The organism is Zoogloea dura (assembly GCF_012927165.1).
GTDB classification, from domain to species: domain Bacteria; phylum Pseudomonadota; class Gammaproteobacteria; order Burkholderiales; family Rhodocyclaceae; genus Zoogloea; species Zoogloea dura.
Window position 1 is genome coordinate 213243 of the sequence record NZ_JABBGA010000008.1, and the last position, 14320, is coordinate 227562.

Sequence of the window (14320 nt, forward strand, 5' to 3'; positions counted from 1 at the left end):
CAGGACCTGCCGGAAGTCCCGCACCCCGCCCCCGGGCCGGTTCAGGCTCCGCAACTGCTTCAACGCCGCAGCCGGCTCCTGCCGGAGGCACGGCGGTTCGTTCCGCCACTCCGGGCCCCCGGACCGAGACCTCTTCCCTCGATTTCACCATCGCCGGTGGCGACCTCAAGCGGGTTCTTGCCCAGTGCGCGGACCGCGTCCACGTCGAGGAGGGCGCCGGTGAAATGCCCGCCGCGGCCGAGGAGGCGGCAATCCTGTACGCCAACGGGGATTGTGACGAGGCGCTGGGTGTGCTCGACAGCGCCCTGGACTCCACCGCGACGCCCGACGCCCGCCTGGCCCTGTGGGGCATGCTCCTCGACCTGCTCCGCCTGACCGGCGACAAGGAGCGTTTCGAGTCCCTCAGCCTGATGTACGCCACCGAATTCGAGCGCTCTCCACCTGCCTGGCAGGATCTGTCCACGCAGGGCGGCCGGGGCGGCGCTGCCAAAGTCCAGACTGTCAATCTTTCGGGGCAGCTCAACAACCAGGCTGCCGCACAGTTTGCCCAGTTGATCCAGATCGGCATGCGCACCGGTGCCCTGCGCATCGACCTGACCCGGCTGCGCGGTGTCGAGGGTGGTGGTGCCGATCTCCTGCTGCGGGCCGTCCGCGGCCTGCGCAAGGCCGGCATCAAACTGAGCCTGATCGGTGCCAGCCATCTGGCCGGAGTGTTGGCCACGCTGGTGGTGCCGGGCAAGGCGGAGGGCAAGCAGATCTGGTTGTTGTTACTCGAAGTTCTCCAGTTCACCGACCAGCATGAGCGCTTCGAAGAGCTTGCCGTCGATTACGCCATGACCTTCGAGGAGTCGCCGCCTTCCTGGGAGCCGCCTGCTGTGGAGGCCGACAGCCCCGCGGGCGGTGAGCCGCCTGAGACGGTCATGAGCAATGTCTATCGCCTCGAGGGCGAGGTCATCGGGCCCAACACCGAAGTGCTGCGCAAGATCACCTCCTTTGCCGGGACCCGCACCATGGTCGAGGTGGATTGCAGGCATCTGCGCCGCATGGATTTCGTTTCCGCCGGGACGCTCTTCAACGTGGTCTCCCAGCTGCACGGGCAGGGGCGTCTGGTGGTGCTGAAGGGGGTCAACTCGATGGTCGGGGCGCTGATGCAGGTCATGGGCATCCACCAGGTCGCGCGCATCGAAGCTCGCAGCTGAGCTGTTGCCCGGAGCGGGCCGGCCGTGGCCCCGGCCTGCGGGAAATATCGCAGCAGAGGCGTGCCGATTCTCCATCGGCCGGCCTTGCAATTCTTTCTTCAGTCCTCATATCAGTGCGATGGAACAATATCACGGCACCACCATCCTCTCGGTCCGGCGTGGTCGGCACGTAGCCCTTGGCGGCGACGGCCAGGTCACCCTCGGCAATATCATCATCAAGGCCAGTGCGCGCAAGGTCCGCAAGCTCTACCAGGACCGCATCCTGGCCGGCTTTGCCGGCGGCACGGCAGACGCCTTTACGCTGTTCGAGCGCTTCGAGGCCAAACTGGAAAAGCACCAGGGCAACCTGGTCCGCAGCGCGGTCGAGCTGGCCAAGGACTGGCGTACCGATCGCGCCCTGCGCCGTCTCGAAGCCATGCTGGCGGTGGCCGACCTCGACAACTCCCTGATCATCACCGGCAACGGCGACGTGCTCGAGCCCGAGCAGGGCATCGTGGCCATCGGCAGCGGTGGCGCCTACGCCCAGTCGGCCGCCCGCGCCCTGATCGAGAACACCGAATTGGCCCCCGAGGAGGTCATCAAGAAGTCCCTGACCATCGCCGGCGACCTGTGCATCTATACCAATCAGTGCCACACCATCGAGGTGCTCAAGCCATGACCCAGATGACGCCTCCGGAAATCGTCTCCGAACTCGACAAGCACATCGTCGGCCAGGGCAAGGCCAAGAAGGCCGTGGCCGTGGCCCTGCGCAACCGCTGGCGGCGGGCCCAGGTGGCAGAGCCCCTGAAGAGCGAGATCACCCCCAAGAACATCCTGATGATCGGACCGACCGGCGTCGGCAAGACCGAGATCGCCCGTCGCCTGGCACGCCTGGCGAATGCGCCCTTCATCAAGATCGAAGCCACCAAGTTCACCGAAGTGGGCTACGTGGGGCGGGATGTGGACACCATCATCCGCGATCTGGTCGAGATCGCCATCAAGAGCCACCGCGAGCAGGCCATGAAGAAGGTCCGCGACCGGGCCATGGACGCCGCCGAGGACCGGGTGCTGGACATCCTGCTGCCACCGGCCCGCCCGACCGTGGGCTTTGGCGCCGAGCCGGCTGCGGCCGAAGATAACCTCACCCGCCAGAAATTCCGCAAGAAGCTGCGCGAGGGCGAACTCGACGACAAGGAAGTCGAGCTCGAAGTGGCCGTGCCCGGCATGACCGCCGAGATCCTCGCCCCTCCGGGTATGGAAGAGCTCACCGGGCAACTGCAGAGCATGTTCCAGAACTTGGGCGGCGGGAAGAAGAAGTCCCGCAAGCTCAAGATCAAGGAGGCCATGAAGCTGCTGGCCGACGAGGAGGCCGCCAAGCTGGTCAATGACGAGGATCTCAAGACCGAGGCCCTGCGCATGGTCGAGCAGAACGGCATCGTGTTTCTCGACGAAATCGACAAGATCGCCACCCGCTCGGACAGCCACGGCGCTGACGTGTCCCGCCAGGGGGTTCAGCGGGATCTGCTGCCGCTGGTGGAAGGCACCACGATCAGCACCAAGTACGGCATGATCAAGACCGATCACATCCTGTTCATTGCCAGCGGGGCCTTCCACCTGTCGCGTCCCAGCGATCTGATCCCCGAACTGCAGGGACGTTTTCCGATCCGCGTTGAGCTGGAATCCCTCTCCGTCGAGGATTTCGAACGCATCCTGACCCAGACCGATGCCTGCCTGACCCGCCAGTACGAAGCCCTGCTGGCGACGGATGGGGTGAGCCTCGAGTTTGCGCCGGATGGCATCCGCCGCCTGGCCGAGATCGCCTTCCAGGTGAACGAGAAGACCGAGAACATCGGTGCCCGCCGGCTCTACACCGTGATGGAAAAGCTCCTCGAGGAGCTGGCTTTCGAGGCCGGCAAGGCGGGTGAGCAGCAGGTCACCATCGATGCGGCCTACGTGGATGGTCGCCTCGAAATGCTGGCTCAGCGGGAAGACCTGGCCCGCTACGTGCTGTAATCCTCCGCACCGCGCCGGTACTCCGGCGCGGACAGGCTCACTTCGGGAAAACCCGGACGCCGGCCCCGCGGGGCCGGCCCTACAATCGGGCTTCCACCGGCACCTGTCCGGATCTCCTGCTTCCGGCCATGCTGCTGCGCATCGTATCCATCCTGTTCCCGCTGTTCGCCATCGCCGGCGTCGGCTTTCTGGTCGGTCGCCGTGCCCGGCCCGATCTCTCCCAGGCCAACAAGCTGAACATGGATGTGTTCGTGCCGGCGCTGGTCTTCGGGGCGCTGGCCAACAAGTCCTTCCACATCACCCAGTACCTGCCCCTGCTCGGGGCCACCTGTGTGGCGGTGGTGGGCTCCGGGCTCCTTGCCTGGGGCGTGGCCCGCCTTGCCGGCATCTCGCCGCGTACCTTCGTGCCGCCGATGATGTTCAACAACTGCGGGAACCTGGGGCTGCCCCTGGCGGTGCTGGCCTTCGGCGAGCAGGCCCTGGCGCCCGCCGTGGTGATGTTCATGGTCTCCAACTTGGCGCATTTCACGTTTGGTGCCTGGCTGCTGGATCACCACGCGCGTCTCAGCAGCGTCTGGCGCGTGCCTTCGGTGCTGGCCACCGTGGCCGGGCTGGCGGTGGGCATTGCCGGCATCGAGATCTGGGCGCCGGCCATGCTGGCCATCAAGATGCTGGGGGATATCTCCATCCCGCTGATGCTCTTCGCCCTGGGCGTGCGCATCAGCGAGTCGCGCATCGGTGCGCTCGGCCTTGGCGTGTTCGGTGCGGTGGCGCGGCCCGTGATCGGGCTCGTCCTGTCTGCACTGCTGGTCTGGCTGGTGCCGCTTCCGCCCCAGGAGCGGGCCCTGCTGGTGGTATTTGGCGCCCTGCCGCCGGCCGTGCTGAATTACATGTTTGCCGAGCGCTACCAGCAGGAGCCGGACAAGGTGGCATCGATGGTGCTGATCGGCAACGTGCTGGCCGTCGCCTTCCTGCCCCTGGCCCTGGCAATGGTGCTCTAGGGCGCGGCTGCGGGCCTCAGAAGTCGCCCGAGAAGCGCCCCATCTGGCGGCGGTCGCGCTTGGTCGGCCGGCCGTGGAGGTCCGAGCCCGGTGTTGCGGCGAGCTTGTGGCTCTCGCGCTGGGCCTCCCGCGCTGCGATGCTCTCGGGGGTCTCGGTGTAGAGGGTCTGGGCGATGGTGGCGCTGCCGCGCTTCTCGGCAATCCCGGTGACCACCACGCAGTACTGGCTCTCAGCGATGCGGATGTCCACCCGATCGCCGATTTTCACGTCCTTGGCGGGTTTGACCCGGATTCCGTTGAGCTGGACCTTGCCGCCGTCCACGGCCTCGGTGGCGAGGGTGCGGTGCTTGAAGAAGCGGGCCGCCCACAGCCATTTGTCGAGGCGGACCTTGTCGTCGGTGTTGTGTTCTTTCATTCCTTGACCGGCCGTTTGGCCAGTTTCCGTTGCAGGGTGCGACGGTGCATTTTAAGCGCACGGGCGGTGGCCGAGATATTTCCTTCGTGTTCGCCGAGCACACGCTGGATGTGCTCCCACTCCAGCCGGTCCACCGACATGGGGCTGCTCGGTGCGCCGTCCTCGATCACCACCTCGGTGGCGTTGAGTGCCTTGAGAATGGCGTCCACGTCGGCGGGCTTGGCCAGGTACTGGGTGGCGCCGAGCTTGATCGCGTCCACCGTGGTGGTGATGCTGGCGTAGCCGGTCAGCACCAGGATGCGGCAGTCCGGGTTGGCGGCGAGCAGGGGCTCGATCAGGCGCAGGCCCGAGCTGCCGGCGATGTTGAGGTCGAGGACCACGTACTCGGGCTCGTGCAGACGTGCCAGGGCCAGGGCGGACTCCGGTTCGAGGGCGCCAAACACGACGAAGCCGCGCTGGCCGAGGGCGCGGGTGAGCACCCGGTTGAAGGCGGGGTCGTCATCGATGACGAGGATGTGGGGCGCGTCCTGGGAAGGCGTCATGGGCGTAGGGCGGAGAGAGGCAGGGTGAGGGTGGCGATGGTGCCGCCACCGGGGCGGTCGCTGAAACGGATCCGGCCGCCGCAACGCTCGACGGCGCCAAAGGCCAGCAGCAGGCCGATGCCGAGCCCCTTGCCGGGGCTCTCCGGGGCGGGGGCGGCGGGCAGGGGGGGGTCGGGCATGCCGGGCCCGCGGTCGAGGACGCGCACGCGGAGGTGTTCGGCCTCCACTGCGATCTCGCAGGCCAGACCATCGGGGCTGGCGTCGGCGCCATTGTTGATCAGGTTGTGGATGGCCTGCTCGAGGGTGGTGTCGGCGATCAGCTGCGGTGCCGAGGGGCCGCAGTCGCACTGCACCGTCAGCGCCACGTGGGGGCGCAGGCGCCGCCAGCGTTCGATGATCCCGCTGACCCAGACGTCGGCCGCCAGGGTCTCCCCGCCTTCGGCGCGCAGGCTGCCGGCCCGCAGGGTCAGGTTGCCGAGGATGGCCTTGCAGTGGCCGATCTGTTCGCGCAGCAGTTCGGCGTCGGCCCGGGTGTCGTCGTCGAGGGCCGGATTGCGGGCCAGCTCGCCCGCGACGATGGCCATGGTGCCCAGCGGGGTGCCCAGCTCATGGGCCGCTCCCGCGGCCAGATTGCCCAGTGCGACGATGCGCTCGCTGCGCAGGCGGGCCTCCCGCGCCTCGGCGAGGGCCTGGTCGCGGCTGCGGATGGCGGCGGTCATGCGCACGATGTACCAGACGATCACGCCCGCCGACACGGCGAAGGTCAGCCACATGCCGGCCAGGTGCCAATGCACGGCAAGGCCGGAGTCGTAGATGTCGAGCTGTTCGTTGAAATCCCACAGGATCGAATAGGCCGCCACGGCGAGGCTGGCGAGGGCCCAGGCGAAGGGCGGCGAAAGCGTGGCGGCGCCGATGGCGACGATGGGCAGGAGCAGGGAGATCAGCGGGTTGGTGGCGCCGCCGGTGAAGTACAGGAAGACGCTCCAGGCGCCCAGATCGACGGCCAGCTGCAGGAACAGTTCGGTGGGGCGGTGCTCGTCGAGCCGGCGGGCCCGGGCGAGACTCAGCAGGTTGATGGCGATCAGCGCCGCGGGGATCTGCAGCAGAGCCCGGCCGGGCAGGGACAGGTCGAGCAGCCAGGGCACCAGCACCACCACGCCGAGCATGGCCGCAATGGACAGCCAGCGCAGATGGATCAGGCGGCGCAGGGCATCGGCAGGATTGGCGGGCGTGGGCAAGGATGTGTGCATCGGGGGATTATCCTCGAAGCGTGCCCGGCACATGGTGGGCGGGCGGGCGCCGTGGACGGCGTGCGGGGTGCTTCGACGCGAAGCCGGAATTCTGCCTTTCCCATCGCGGCGGGGGTTGCGGTTGATTGTCGCAGTCCACCTGAATACGCCATTTGGCAGGGTTTTCTGCAAATAGTGTTTGCGTTGCCCGCAGATACAGTGCAAAGTACGGCTCGCGATCTTCAAGTAGTGTTGTTGTTGGCTGGTTCAGTACACCGCAGTCCTGCGGAAGTCTTTCCTTCACACCCCGCCGTCTTGAGCTTCGCCCTACCTTCGGGGCATGTCCCTGCTTTTATTTTTTTGAGGATATTCAACATGGCAACTGGTACCGTGAAGTGGTTCAACGACGCTAAGGGCTTCGGTTTCATCACCCCGGAAGGTGGCGGCGACGATCTGTTCGCTCACTTCTCCGCGATCCAAGGCTCCGGCTTCAAGACCCTGGCCGAAGGCCAGCGCGTGACCTTCGACATCACCACTGGCCCGAAGGGTCAGCAGGCTTCCAACATTCGCGCCGCTGACTAATTCGCGGAGCGAAGCCGGTCGGCCCCATGGCCGGCCTGGTGGAGCCACTGGAAGCGTGCTCTCCGGAGCCTGACTTCCCCAGCAAAAAGCCCGGTTCGCCGGGCTTTTTGCTTTTATGGACGATTCATCGCGCCATCAGGCACTATCCAGCGCGATGGACGCTCCCGCTTCGAAGGTAAAGGCGTGGCCATCCCCGATGCACTGCCTTTCCTCGCGCGGAGACCGCAATGAGCAAGACCCTACGCCTGTCCGAAACCTGGTTCCGCCGCGGCCTGTGGTTGGTGGCCATCGTCTTTGCGGGTTTTCTGATCGGGCTGGGAGGGCGCGTCGTCGACGATCTGCCGCGCGTCGAGGTGGCGCTGCAACTGGATGACTTCCTCGATGCGGCCGGCAAGGCGCGGGCCGTGGATCTGCGCCAGCGCATCTCGCGGGCGGAAGAGCAGCAGCGGCAGACCGACGCCGCGCGAAGCCAGGCCGAACTGCAGCTCAACAAGGCCCAGGGCACGGTGCAGGCCGAGCGGGAGACCTTGGCCAACTGGCTGGCCACGCGCCGTGCGACGCAGCGCGCCGACCAGGACCCGGAGGTGATCGCGCGCACCCGCAGGCTGGAGGACCTGAAGCAGCTGGAAAGCCGTGCCCGGCAGGCCGTGCAGGCACAGCAGCAGGTGGCCCTGGATACGCAGCAGGCCCGGGACGCCGCGGTGGCCGAACTCGGCAGGCTGCAGGACGGAGCACGCCAGCGCATGGCGGTCGAGCAGCGCGCGGTCGAACTGCGTGTCTTCCTTTACCGGCTGGCCCTGACGCTGCCCCTGCTGGTGGTGGCGGGCTGGCTGTTCGCCAGACACCGCAAGAGCACCTGGTGGCCCTTCGTGTGGGGCTTCATCTTCTTCGCGCTGTTTGCCTTCTTCGTCGAGCTGGTCCCCTATCTGCCCAGCTACGGCGGCTATGTGCGCTACGGGGTGGGAATCGTGGTGACGGTGCTGACAGGGCGCTACGCCATCCTGGCGCTGAACCGCTACCTGGAGCGGCAGAAGCAGGCCGAAGCCAAGCCGGACAGCCAGCGTCGCCAGGAGCTTGATTACGACCTGGCGCTGGCACGCCTGGCCAAGGGCGTCTGTCCGGGGTGCGAGCGGCCGGTGGACCTGAAGGATCCTGCCATCGACTTCTGCCCCCATTGCGGTATCTGCCTGTACAACCGCTGCACCCACTGCGAGGCGCGCAAGAATGCCTTCGCGCGCTATTGCCATGCCTGCGGCACGCCGCGCAGGGAACAGGAAGCCAGCCCCGTCTAGAAAAAAAGGGCGCCCGAAGGCGCCCGAAAATTCCTCGAGGGGGAGGAAGAAACGCTGTGTGCTGTCGCTCAGTGGGCGCTGGCAGATGCGGCGCCGATGCCGGTCTGGGAGCGCACGTACTGGTCGTCGAAGCCTGCCTTGTCGGTCTTGGCCCGGGCGCTGCTGTCGGTGACCGAGAACAGCCAGGTGAAGAAGAAGGCCAGGGGCATCGAGAACAGGGCCGGCTGCTCGTACGGGAAGAGCGCCTCCTTGTTGCCCAGCACCACCACCCACACCGCCTTGGACAGCACCACGAAGGTCACCGCCGAGATCAGCCCGGCCAGGCCGCCCAGCAGCGCGCCGCGGGTGGTCAGGCCTCGCCAGTACATGGAGAGGATCAGGATCGGGAAGTTGGTGGAAGCGGCGATGCCGAAGGTCAGGCCCACCAGGAAGGCGATGTTCTGCTTCTCGAACAGGATGCCGAGCAGCACCGCAACCACGCCGAGGCCGATGGTGGCGATCTTGGAGACGCGCATTTCCTGGGCTTCGCTGGCGCTGCCCTTGCAGATCACGCGGGCGTAGATATCGTGGGCGATCGCCGAGGCACCGGCCAGGGCCAGGCCGGACACCACCGCGAGGATGGTGGCGAAGGCCACGGCGGACATGAAGCCGAGGAAGAGGTTGCCGCCCACCGCCTTGGCCAGGTGCATCACCGGCATGTTGCCGCCGCCGATCATCTTGCCGGCAGTGTTGCCGCCTTCGTAGAAGTCCGGGTTGGTGCCGACGATGACGACGGCGATCAGGCCCAGGGCGCACACCACCATGAAGAAGTAGCCGATGCAGCCGCTGGCCACGAAGACGCTCTTGCGGGCTTCCTTGGCGTTCGGCACGGTGAAGAAGCGCATCATGATGTGGGGCAGGCCGGCAGTGCCGAAGACCAGGCCCAGCGACAGGGACACGGCGGTGACCGGGTCGGCCATCAGGGAGCCGGGGCCCATGATCTTGATGCCGTCCTTGTGCACTTCCACCGCCTTCTTGGCCACGGTCTCAAGGCTGAAGCCGAACTCGCCGAGGGACAGGTAGAGCAGCACCGTGCCGCCGAACAGCATCAGGCAGGCCTTGATGATCTGCACCCAGGTGGTGGCGATCATGCCGCCGAAGGTCACGTAGATCACCATCAGCACGCCCACCACGACCACCGCTGTCGCGTAGTCCAGGCCGAACAGCAACTTGATGAGCTGGCCGGCGCCGACCATCTGCACGATCAGGTAGAAGCACACCACCGTCAGCGAGCCGAAGGCAGCAAAGGTGCGGATGGTGCCCTGGTCGAGGCGGTAGGAGGCGATGTCGGCGAAGGTGAACTTGCCCAGGTTGCGCAGGCGTTCGGCCATCAGGAAGAGGATCACGGGCCATCCGACGAAGAAGCCGATGGCGTAGATGAAGCCGTCCAGGCCTTTGGAGAAGGTCATCGCCGACAGGCCCAGCAGGGTGGCTGCGGACATGTAGTCACCGGCAATCGCCAGGCCATTCTGGAAGCCGGTGATGCCGCCGCCGGCAGTGTAGAAGTCGGCGGTGGACTTGGTCCGGCTGGCGGCCCAGTAGGTGATGCCCATGGTGGCCACCACGAACACGAAGAACATGCCGATGGCGGTCAGGTTGAGGGGCTGTTTCTGGGCCACGCCAACGGCGTCGGCGGCCAGGGCGGCCGGGCCGGCGAGGGCCAGCAGGGCGGCTCCAATGAGGTTCCTGGTATTCATCACTTGCTGGCCTCCCGGATGATCTCGTTGTTGAGCTGGTCGAACTCGCCGTTGGAGCGATTGACGAACCAGCCGGTGAGGAGCCACGAGCCGATGATGATGGTGGCGCCGATGGGCACGCCGATGGTCAGCATGCTGCCTTCCGAGATGGGGGTGCGCAGCACCTCCGGGGCAAAGGCGACGAGCATCATCATCCCGTAGTAGGTGAGCATCACGATGGCTGTGAGCAGGTAGGCGAAGCGGCTGCGCTTGCCCTCCAGCTCCGAGAAGCGGGGGTTGGCCCGTACTCGCTTGTAGATCTCCGCTGACATGTTTTCCTCCTGGGAAGGTGGTTGGAAGGTTTGGTTTTTTATGTTTATGGTCCTGGGGCGATGCTGTTCTCCCCGGGGTACTGCCACATGCACATCACATGTTCGGGTAGTTCGGGCCGCCGCTGCCTTCCGGCACGGCCCAATCGATGTTCTGGGTCGGGTCCTTGATGTCGCAGGTCTTGCAGTGCAGGCAGTTCTGGGCGTTGATCTGCATGCGCGGCCCGCTCGGGTCCTCGACGATTTCGTAAACGCCGGCCGGGCAGTAGCGGGTTTCCGGGGCGTTGTAGAGGGCCAGGTTGGTGCTGATCGGCACCGACGCGTCCTTCAGGCGCAGGTGGCAGGGCTGCTCCTCGCTGTGGTTGGTGGCCGAGATGAACACCGACGACAGGCGGTCGAAGCTGATCTTGCCGTCCGGCTTGGGATAGACGATGGGGGCGCACTCCGACGCCTTCTTCAGCTGGGTGTGGTCGGCGTGGTGGCGCAGGGTCCACGGTGCCCGGCCCTTGAGCAGGAAGGTGTCGATGGCGCTGTAGGCGATGCCGCCCCACAGGCCCCAGCGGAAGCTCGGGCGGATGTTGCGCACCTGGTACAGCTCGTCCCACAGCCAGCTCTGCTTGAGGCGCTCGGCGTAGCCCAGCACTTCGTGACCGGTCTGGCCCTCGGCGGTGAGGTGGGCGAAGATCGCCTCGGCGGCCTCGATGCCTGACTTCATGGCCATGTGGGTGCCCTTCACCTTGGGCACGTTGAGGAAGCCGGCGGTGTCACCCACCAGCACGCCGCCCGGGAAGCTCAGCTTCGGCACCGACTGGAAGCCGCCTTCGTTGAGGGCCCGCGCGCCGTAGGCGATGCGCCGGCCGCCTTCGAAGAACTTGCGGATCTCCGGGTGGGTCTTGAAGCGCTGGAATTCCTCGTAGGGCGACAGGTGGGGGTTGCTGTAGTCCAGGCCGACCACGAAGCCCACCGCCACCTGGTTGTTTTCCAGGTGGTACAGGAAGGAGCCGCCATACACGTCGCTGGATACGGGCCAGCCCACGGTATGCAGGGTCAGGCCCTGCTGGTGCACCTCGGGGCGCACCTCCCACAGCTCCTTGATGCCGATCCCGTAGGTCTGCGGATCGACACCCTCGCGCAGATTGAACTTGCTGAACAGGCCCTTGGTGAGGGAGCCGCGGCAGCCTTCCGAGAAGACGGTCTGGCGCGCGTGCAGCTCGATGCCCGGCTGGTGGTTGGGGCCCGGTTCGCCGTTCTTCTCGAGGCCCATGTCACCGGTGGCGATGCCCTTGACGGAGCCGTCCGCGTGGTAGAGCACCTCGGCGGCGGCGAAGCCCGGGTAGATCTCGACGCCCAGTTCTTCGGCCTGCTGGCCGAGCCAGCGCACCACGTTGCCGAGGCTGACGATGTAGTTGCCCTCGTTGTGCATCTGGGGCGGGGTGGGCAGCTTGTAGGCCTTGTCGGTGGTGAGGAAGAGGAAGCGGTCTTCCTTCACCGGCGTGTTGAGGGGCGCACCGCGCGCCTTCCAGTCCGGGAACAGCTCTTCCAGCGAGCGGGGTTCGATGACGGCGCCGGACAGGATGTGGGCCCCGACTTCCGAGCCCTTTTCGACGACGCACACCGAAAGCTCGGCGCCGGCCTTGTCGGCCAGTTGCTTCAGGCGGATCGCGGTGCTCAGCCCCGAGGGGCCGGCACCGACGATCACCACGTCGTATTCCATCGCGTCACGCGTCATTGCTGCTGTCTCCGGATAAGGGGGAGGATTCTTGTAGGGGCGGCTTCAGCCGCCCGCGGACTTCGATCAAGCCCCTGAGGGCGGCTGAAGCCGCCCCTGCAGGGGACTGGTGCTTAGAACAGGGCTTCTTCCAGGGCCAGCACTTCAGCCGCGCCATTCACGATGGCATCCCGGTAGCTGTTGGCTTCCGGCACCACGTGCTTGGCGAAGTAGGCCGCGGTGGCCAGCTTGGCCTTGTAGAAGCCGGCATCTGCACCGTCCAGGCGACCGGCGGCGATCTGCGCGGAGCGGGCCATCAGCCAGGCGCCGACGACGATGCCGGTGAGCTTGAGGAAGGGCACCGAGCCGGCGGCAGCGGCCTGGGGGTTGCTGTCGTAGTTGGCGAGCAGCCAGTGGGTGGCTTCGTCGAGGGCGGCGATGCCGTCACCCAGCGCATCGGCCAGATCCTTCATGCCCGCATCTCCGGTGTTGCGCAGGGCGGTGCCGGTCTCGGCGATGTCGGCGAGCAGCTGCTGCATGCTCTTGCCGCCTTCCTTGGCGGTCTTGCGGCCGATCAGGTCATTGGCCTGGATGGCGGTGGTGCCTTCATAGATGGTGATGATGCGGGCATCGCGCATGTACTGGGCGGCGCCGGTTTCCTCGATGAAGCCCATGCCGCCGTGCACCTGCACGCCGTTCCAGGTGATGCCCTGCGCGTTCTCGGTGCACCAGCCCTTGACCACCGGGGTCAGCAGCTCAAGGCGGCGCTGGTTGGCGGCGCGCACGTCGGCGTCCGGGTGGCTCTTGGCGCGGTCCATGCAGCCGGCCACGTAGTAGGCGATGGCACGGCCGGCCTCGGTGCGGGACTTCATGTCCATCAGCATGCGGCGCACGTCCGGGTGGTGCAGGATCGGCTTCTTCTCGCCGCTCTTGTCGCCGATGATCTTGCCCTGGATGCGCTCACGGGCGTAGGCCAGCGCGTGCTGGTAGCTGCGCTCCGACACGCCGACGCCTTCCAGACCGACGTTGAGGCGGGCGTGGTTCATCATCGTGAACATGTATTCGAGGCCGCGGTTCGGCTCGCCCACCAGGTAGCCGATGGCGCCGCCCTTGTCACCGAAGGACATCACCGCGGTGGCGCTGCCATGGATGCCCATCTTGTGTTCGATGGAGGCGCAGATCAGGTCATTGCGCTCGCCCAGGCTGCCGTCGGCATTGACCAGGAACTTGGGGGCGATGAACAGGGAGATGCCCTTCACGCCCGGGGGCGCGTCCGGCAGGCGGGCCAGCACGAGGTGGATGATGTTCTCCGCCATGTCGTGCTCGCCCCAGGTGATGAAGATCTTGGTGCCGCTGATGGCGTAGCTGCCGTCACCGCGGGGCTCGGCCTTGCTGCGGATGGCCGCCAGGTCGGAGCCGGCCTGCGGCTCGGTGAGGTTCATGGTGCCGGTCCACTTGCCGGAGACCATGTTCGGCAGGTAGGTGGCCTTGAGCTCGTCGGAAGCGTGGTGGGCGATGGCTTCCACCGCGCCGAGCGTGAGCATCTGGCACAGGGAGAAGGAGATGCTGGCGGACTTCCACATTTCCAGCACGGCGGTGGACACGGTCACCGGCAGACCCTGGCCGCCGAATTCGGTGGAGGCCGGCATGCCGTTCCAGCCGGTCTCGCAGAAGGAGGCATAGGCCTCCTTGAAGCCGTCGGCGGTGGTGACGACGCCGTCCTTCCACTTGTTGCCCTGCTTGTCGCCCACCGGGTTGAGCGGATCGACCACCTCGGACGCGAACTTGCCCGCTTCGTCGAGGATCGCCTCGACCAGGTCCAGGGAAACCTCCTCATTGCCGGGCAGGGTGGTGATCTCCTGCAGGCCGGCCAGCTCGTTCATGGCGAACAGCATGTCCTTCACGGGGGCGACGTAAGTGCTCATGGTGCTTCCTTCCGAATTCGGTTGAATGGGTGCTGCGCGTTCAGAGGCTGCCGACCAGCTGGGGCACGGCTTCGAAGAGGTCGGCGACGAGTCCGTAGTCGGCGACCTGGAAGATCGGGGCTTCAGGATCCTTGTTGATCGCGACGATGACCTTGGAATCCTTCATGCCGGCCAGGTGCTGGATGGCGCCGGAGATGCCGACAGCCAGGTAGAGCTGGGGCGCGACGATCTTGCCGGTCTGGCCGACCTGGTAGTCGTTGGGCACATAGCCGGCGTCCACCGCGGCGCGGGAGGCGCCCAGGGCGGCGCCGAGCTTGTCGGCCAGGGGCTCGAGCACAGCCTTGTAGTTGTCGCCGCTGCCCATGCCGCGGCCGCCGGAGACGATGATCTT

At 66.5% G+C, this 14320-nt stretch carries 14 protein-coding genes; 6 read left to right on the top strand and 8 right to left on the bottom strand.

The features are described from left to right. The first annotated feature begins 224 nt into the window (after positions 1-224). The 4 genes from HHL15_RS12485 to HHL15_RS12500 all read left to right on the top strand — a co-directional run bounded on the left by HHL15_RS12485 (position 225) and on the right by HHL15_RS12500 (position 4192). Positions 225-1199 (top strand): STAS domain-containing protein, encoded by a 975-nt coding sequence (locus tag HHL15_RS12485; protein ID WP_206198731.1) that lies wholly within the window; start codon positions 225-227, stop codon positions 1197-1199. A 118-nt stretch (positions 1200-1317) separates the two neighbouring features. After that, on the top strand, positions 1318-1857 hold the full coding sequence (hslV, locus tag HHL15_RS12490; protein ID WP_169146097.1) for an ATP-dependent protease subunit HslV: 540 nt from the start codon (positions 1318-1320) through the stop codon (positions 1855-1857). Next, positions 1854-3191, top strand: coding sequence for an ATP-dependent protease ATPase subunit HslU (gene hslU, locus HHL15_RS12495; protein WP_169146098.1), 1338 nt, complete (start codon positions 1854-1856; stop codon positions 3189-3191). Before hslV ends, hslU begins: the two co-directional genes overlap by 4 nt. Positions 3192-3319: 128 nt before the next feature. After that, on the top strand, positions 3320-4192 hold the full coding sequence (locus HHL15_RS12500; RefSeq protein ID WP_169146099.1) for an AEC family transporter: 873 nt from the start codon (positions 3320-3322) through the stop codon (positions 4190-4192). A 16-nt stretch (positions 4193-4208) separates the two neighbouring features. Here HHL15_RS12500 and HHL15_RS12505 read toward each other — a convergent pair whose 3' ends face one another. From HHL15_RS12505 to HHL15_RS12515, 3 genes are read right to left on the bottom strand one after another with little or no spacing between them, the layout of a single operon-like run. After that, positions 4209-4607 carry an RNA-binding S4 domain-containing protein gene (locus tag HHL15_RS12505; protein WP_169146100.1) on the bottom strand — a complete coding sequence of 133 codons (399 nt, stop codon included), beginning with the start codon at positions 4605-4607 and terminating at the stop codon, positions 4209-4211. Then, positions 4604-5149, bottom strand: a complete 546-nt coding sequence (locus HHL15_RS12510; protein ID WP_169146101.1) for a response regulator transcription factor — start codon at positions 5147-5149, stop codon at positions 4604-4606. The genes HHL15_RS12505 and HHL15_RS12510 overlap by 4 nt, the downstream gene beginning before the upstream one ends. Further along, positions 5146-6399, bottom strand: coding sequence for an ATP-binding protein (locus tag HHL15_RS12515; protein WP_169146102.1), 1254 nt, complete (start codon positions 6397-6399; stop codon positions 5146-5148). The genes HHL15_RS12510 and HHL15_RS12515 overlap by 4 nt, the downstream gene beginning before the upstream one ends. 354 nt (positions 6400-6753) lie before the next feature. On the opposite strand from HHL15_RS12515, the gene HHL15_RS12520 reads away from it, so the two are divergent. After that, entirely contained in the window at positions 6754-6960 is a 207-nt protein-coding gene (locus HHL15_RS12520) for a cold-shock protein (RefSeq protein WP_169146103.1), read from the top strand. A gap of 227 nt (positions 6961-7187) precedes the next feature. Next, on the top strand, positions 7188-8252 hold the full coding sequence (locus HHL15_RS12525) for a zinc ribbon domain-containing protein (RefSeq protein ID WP_169146104.1): 1065 nt from the start codon (positions 7188-7190) through the stop codon (positions 8250-8252). Positions 8253-8320: 68 nt separating this feature from the next. Here the strand turns inward: HHL15_RS12525 and HHL15_RS12530 are convergent, their stop codons facing one another. The 5 genes from HHL15_RS12530 to HHL15_RS12550 form a co-directional block, all read right to left on the bottom strand. Next, on the bottom strand, positions 8321-9988 hold the full coding sequence (locus HHL15_RS12530; RefSeq protein ID WP_169146105.1) for a cation acetate symporter: 1668 nt from the start codon (positions 9986-9988) through the stop codon (positions 8321-8323). Further along, positions 9988-10299: a DUF485 domain-containing protein gene (locus HHL15_RS12535; protein WP_169146106.1), complete on the bottom strand. Its 312-nt coding sequence runs from the start codon at positions 10297-10299 to the stop codon at positions 9988-9990. Before HHL15_RS12535 ends, HHL15_RS12530 begins: the two co-directional genes overlap by 1 nt. A 94-nt stretch (positions 10300-10393) precedes the next feature. After that, the gene (locus tag HHL15_RS12540; protein ID WP_206198732.1) at positions 10394-12025 is read right to left on the bottom strand and encodes an electron transfer flavoprotein-ubiquinone oxidoreductase; all 1632 of its coding nucleotides are present in this window, start codon (positions 12023-12025) and stop codon (positions 10394-10396) included. Between the two features lie 113 nt (positions 12026-12138). After that, the gene (locus tag HHL15_RS12545; RefSeq protein ID WP_169146107.1) at positions 12139-13929 is read right to left on the bottom strand and encodes an acyl-CoA dehydrogenase C-terminal domain-containing protein; all 1791 of its coding nucleotides are present in this window, start codon (positions 13927-13929) and stop codon (positions 12139-12141) included. Between the two features lie 40 nt (positions 13930-13969). Continuing rightward, positions 13970-14320 (bottom strand): electron transfer flavoprotein subunit alpha/FixB family protein (locus HHL15_RS12550; protein ID WP_206198733.1); only part of this gene is annotated, 351 nt, incomplete at its 5' end.

What these genes read in the sequence shown, in the direction of transcription:
- HHL15_RS12485 (WP_206198731.1), top strand. Translation starts at nt 225, where the DNA reads ATGCCCGCCGCGGCCGAGGAGGCGGCAATCCTGTACGCCAACGGGGAT.
- hslV (WP_169146097.1), top strand. Translation starts at nt 1,318, where the DNA reads ATGGAACAATATCACGGCACCACCATCCTCTCGGTCCGGCGTGGTCGG.
- hslU (WP_169146098.1), top strand. Translation starts at nt 1,854, where the DNA reads ATGACCCAGATGACGCCTCCGGAAATCGTCTCCGAACTCGACAAGCAC.
- HHL15_RS12500 (WP_169146099.1), top strand. Translation starts at nt 3,320, where the DNA reads ATGCTGCTGCGCATCGTATCCATCCTGTTCCCGCTGTTCGCCATCGCC.
- HHL15_RS12505 (WP_169146100.1), bottom strand. Translation starts at nt 4,607, where the DNA reads ATGAAAGAACACAACACCGACGACAAGGTCCGCCTCGACAAATGGCTG.
- HHL15_RS12510 (WP_169146101.1), bottom strand. Translation starts at nt 5,149, where the DNA reads ATGACGCCTTCCCAGGACGCGCCCCACATCCTCGTCATCGATGACGAC.
- HHL15_RS12515 (WP_169146102.1), bottom strand. Translation starts at nt 6,399, where the DNA reads ATGCACACATCCTTGCCCACGCCCGCCAATCCTGCCGATGCCCTGCGC.
- HHL15_RS12520 (WP_169146103.1), top strand. Translation starts at nt 6,754, where the DNA reads ATGGCAACTGGTACCGTGAAGTGGTTCAACGACGCTAAGGGCTTCGGT.
- HHL15_RS12525 (WP_169146104.1), top strand. Translation starts at nt 7,188, where the DNA reads ATGAGCAAGACCCTACGCCTGTCCGAAACCTGGTTCCGCCGCGGCCTG.
- HHL15_RS12530 (WP_169146105.1), bottom strand. Translation starts at nt 9,988, where the DNA reads ATGAATACCAGGAACCTCATTGGAGCCGCCCTGCTGGCCCTCGCCGGC.
- HHL15_RS12535 (WP_169146106.1), bottom strand. Translation starts at nt 10,299, where the DNA reads ATGTCAGCGGAGATCTACAAGCGAGTACGGGCCAACCCCCGCTTCTCG.
- HHL15_RS12540 (WP_206198732.1), bottom strand. Translation starts at nt 12,025, where the DNA reads ATGACGCGTGACGCGATGGAATACGACGTGGTGATCGTCGGTGCCGGC.
- HHL15_RS12545 (WP_169146107.1), bottom strand. Translation starts at nt 13,929, where the DNA reads ATGAGCACTTACGTCGCCCCCGTGAAGGACATGCTGTTCGCCATGAAC.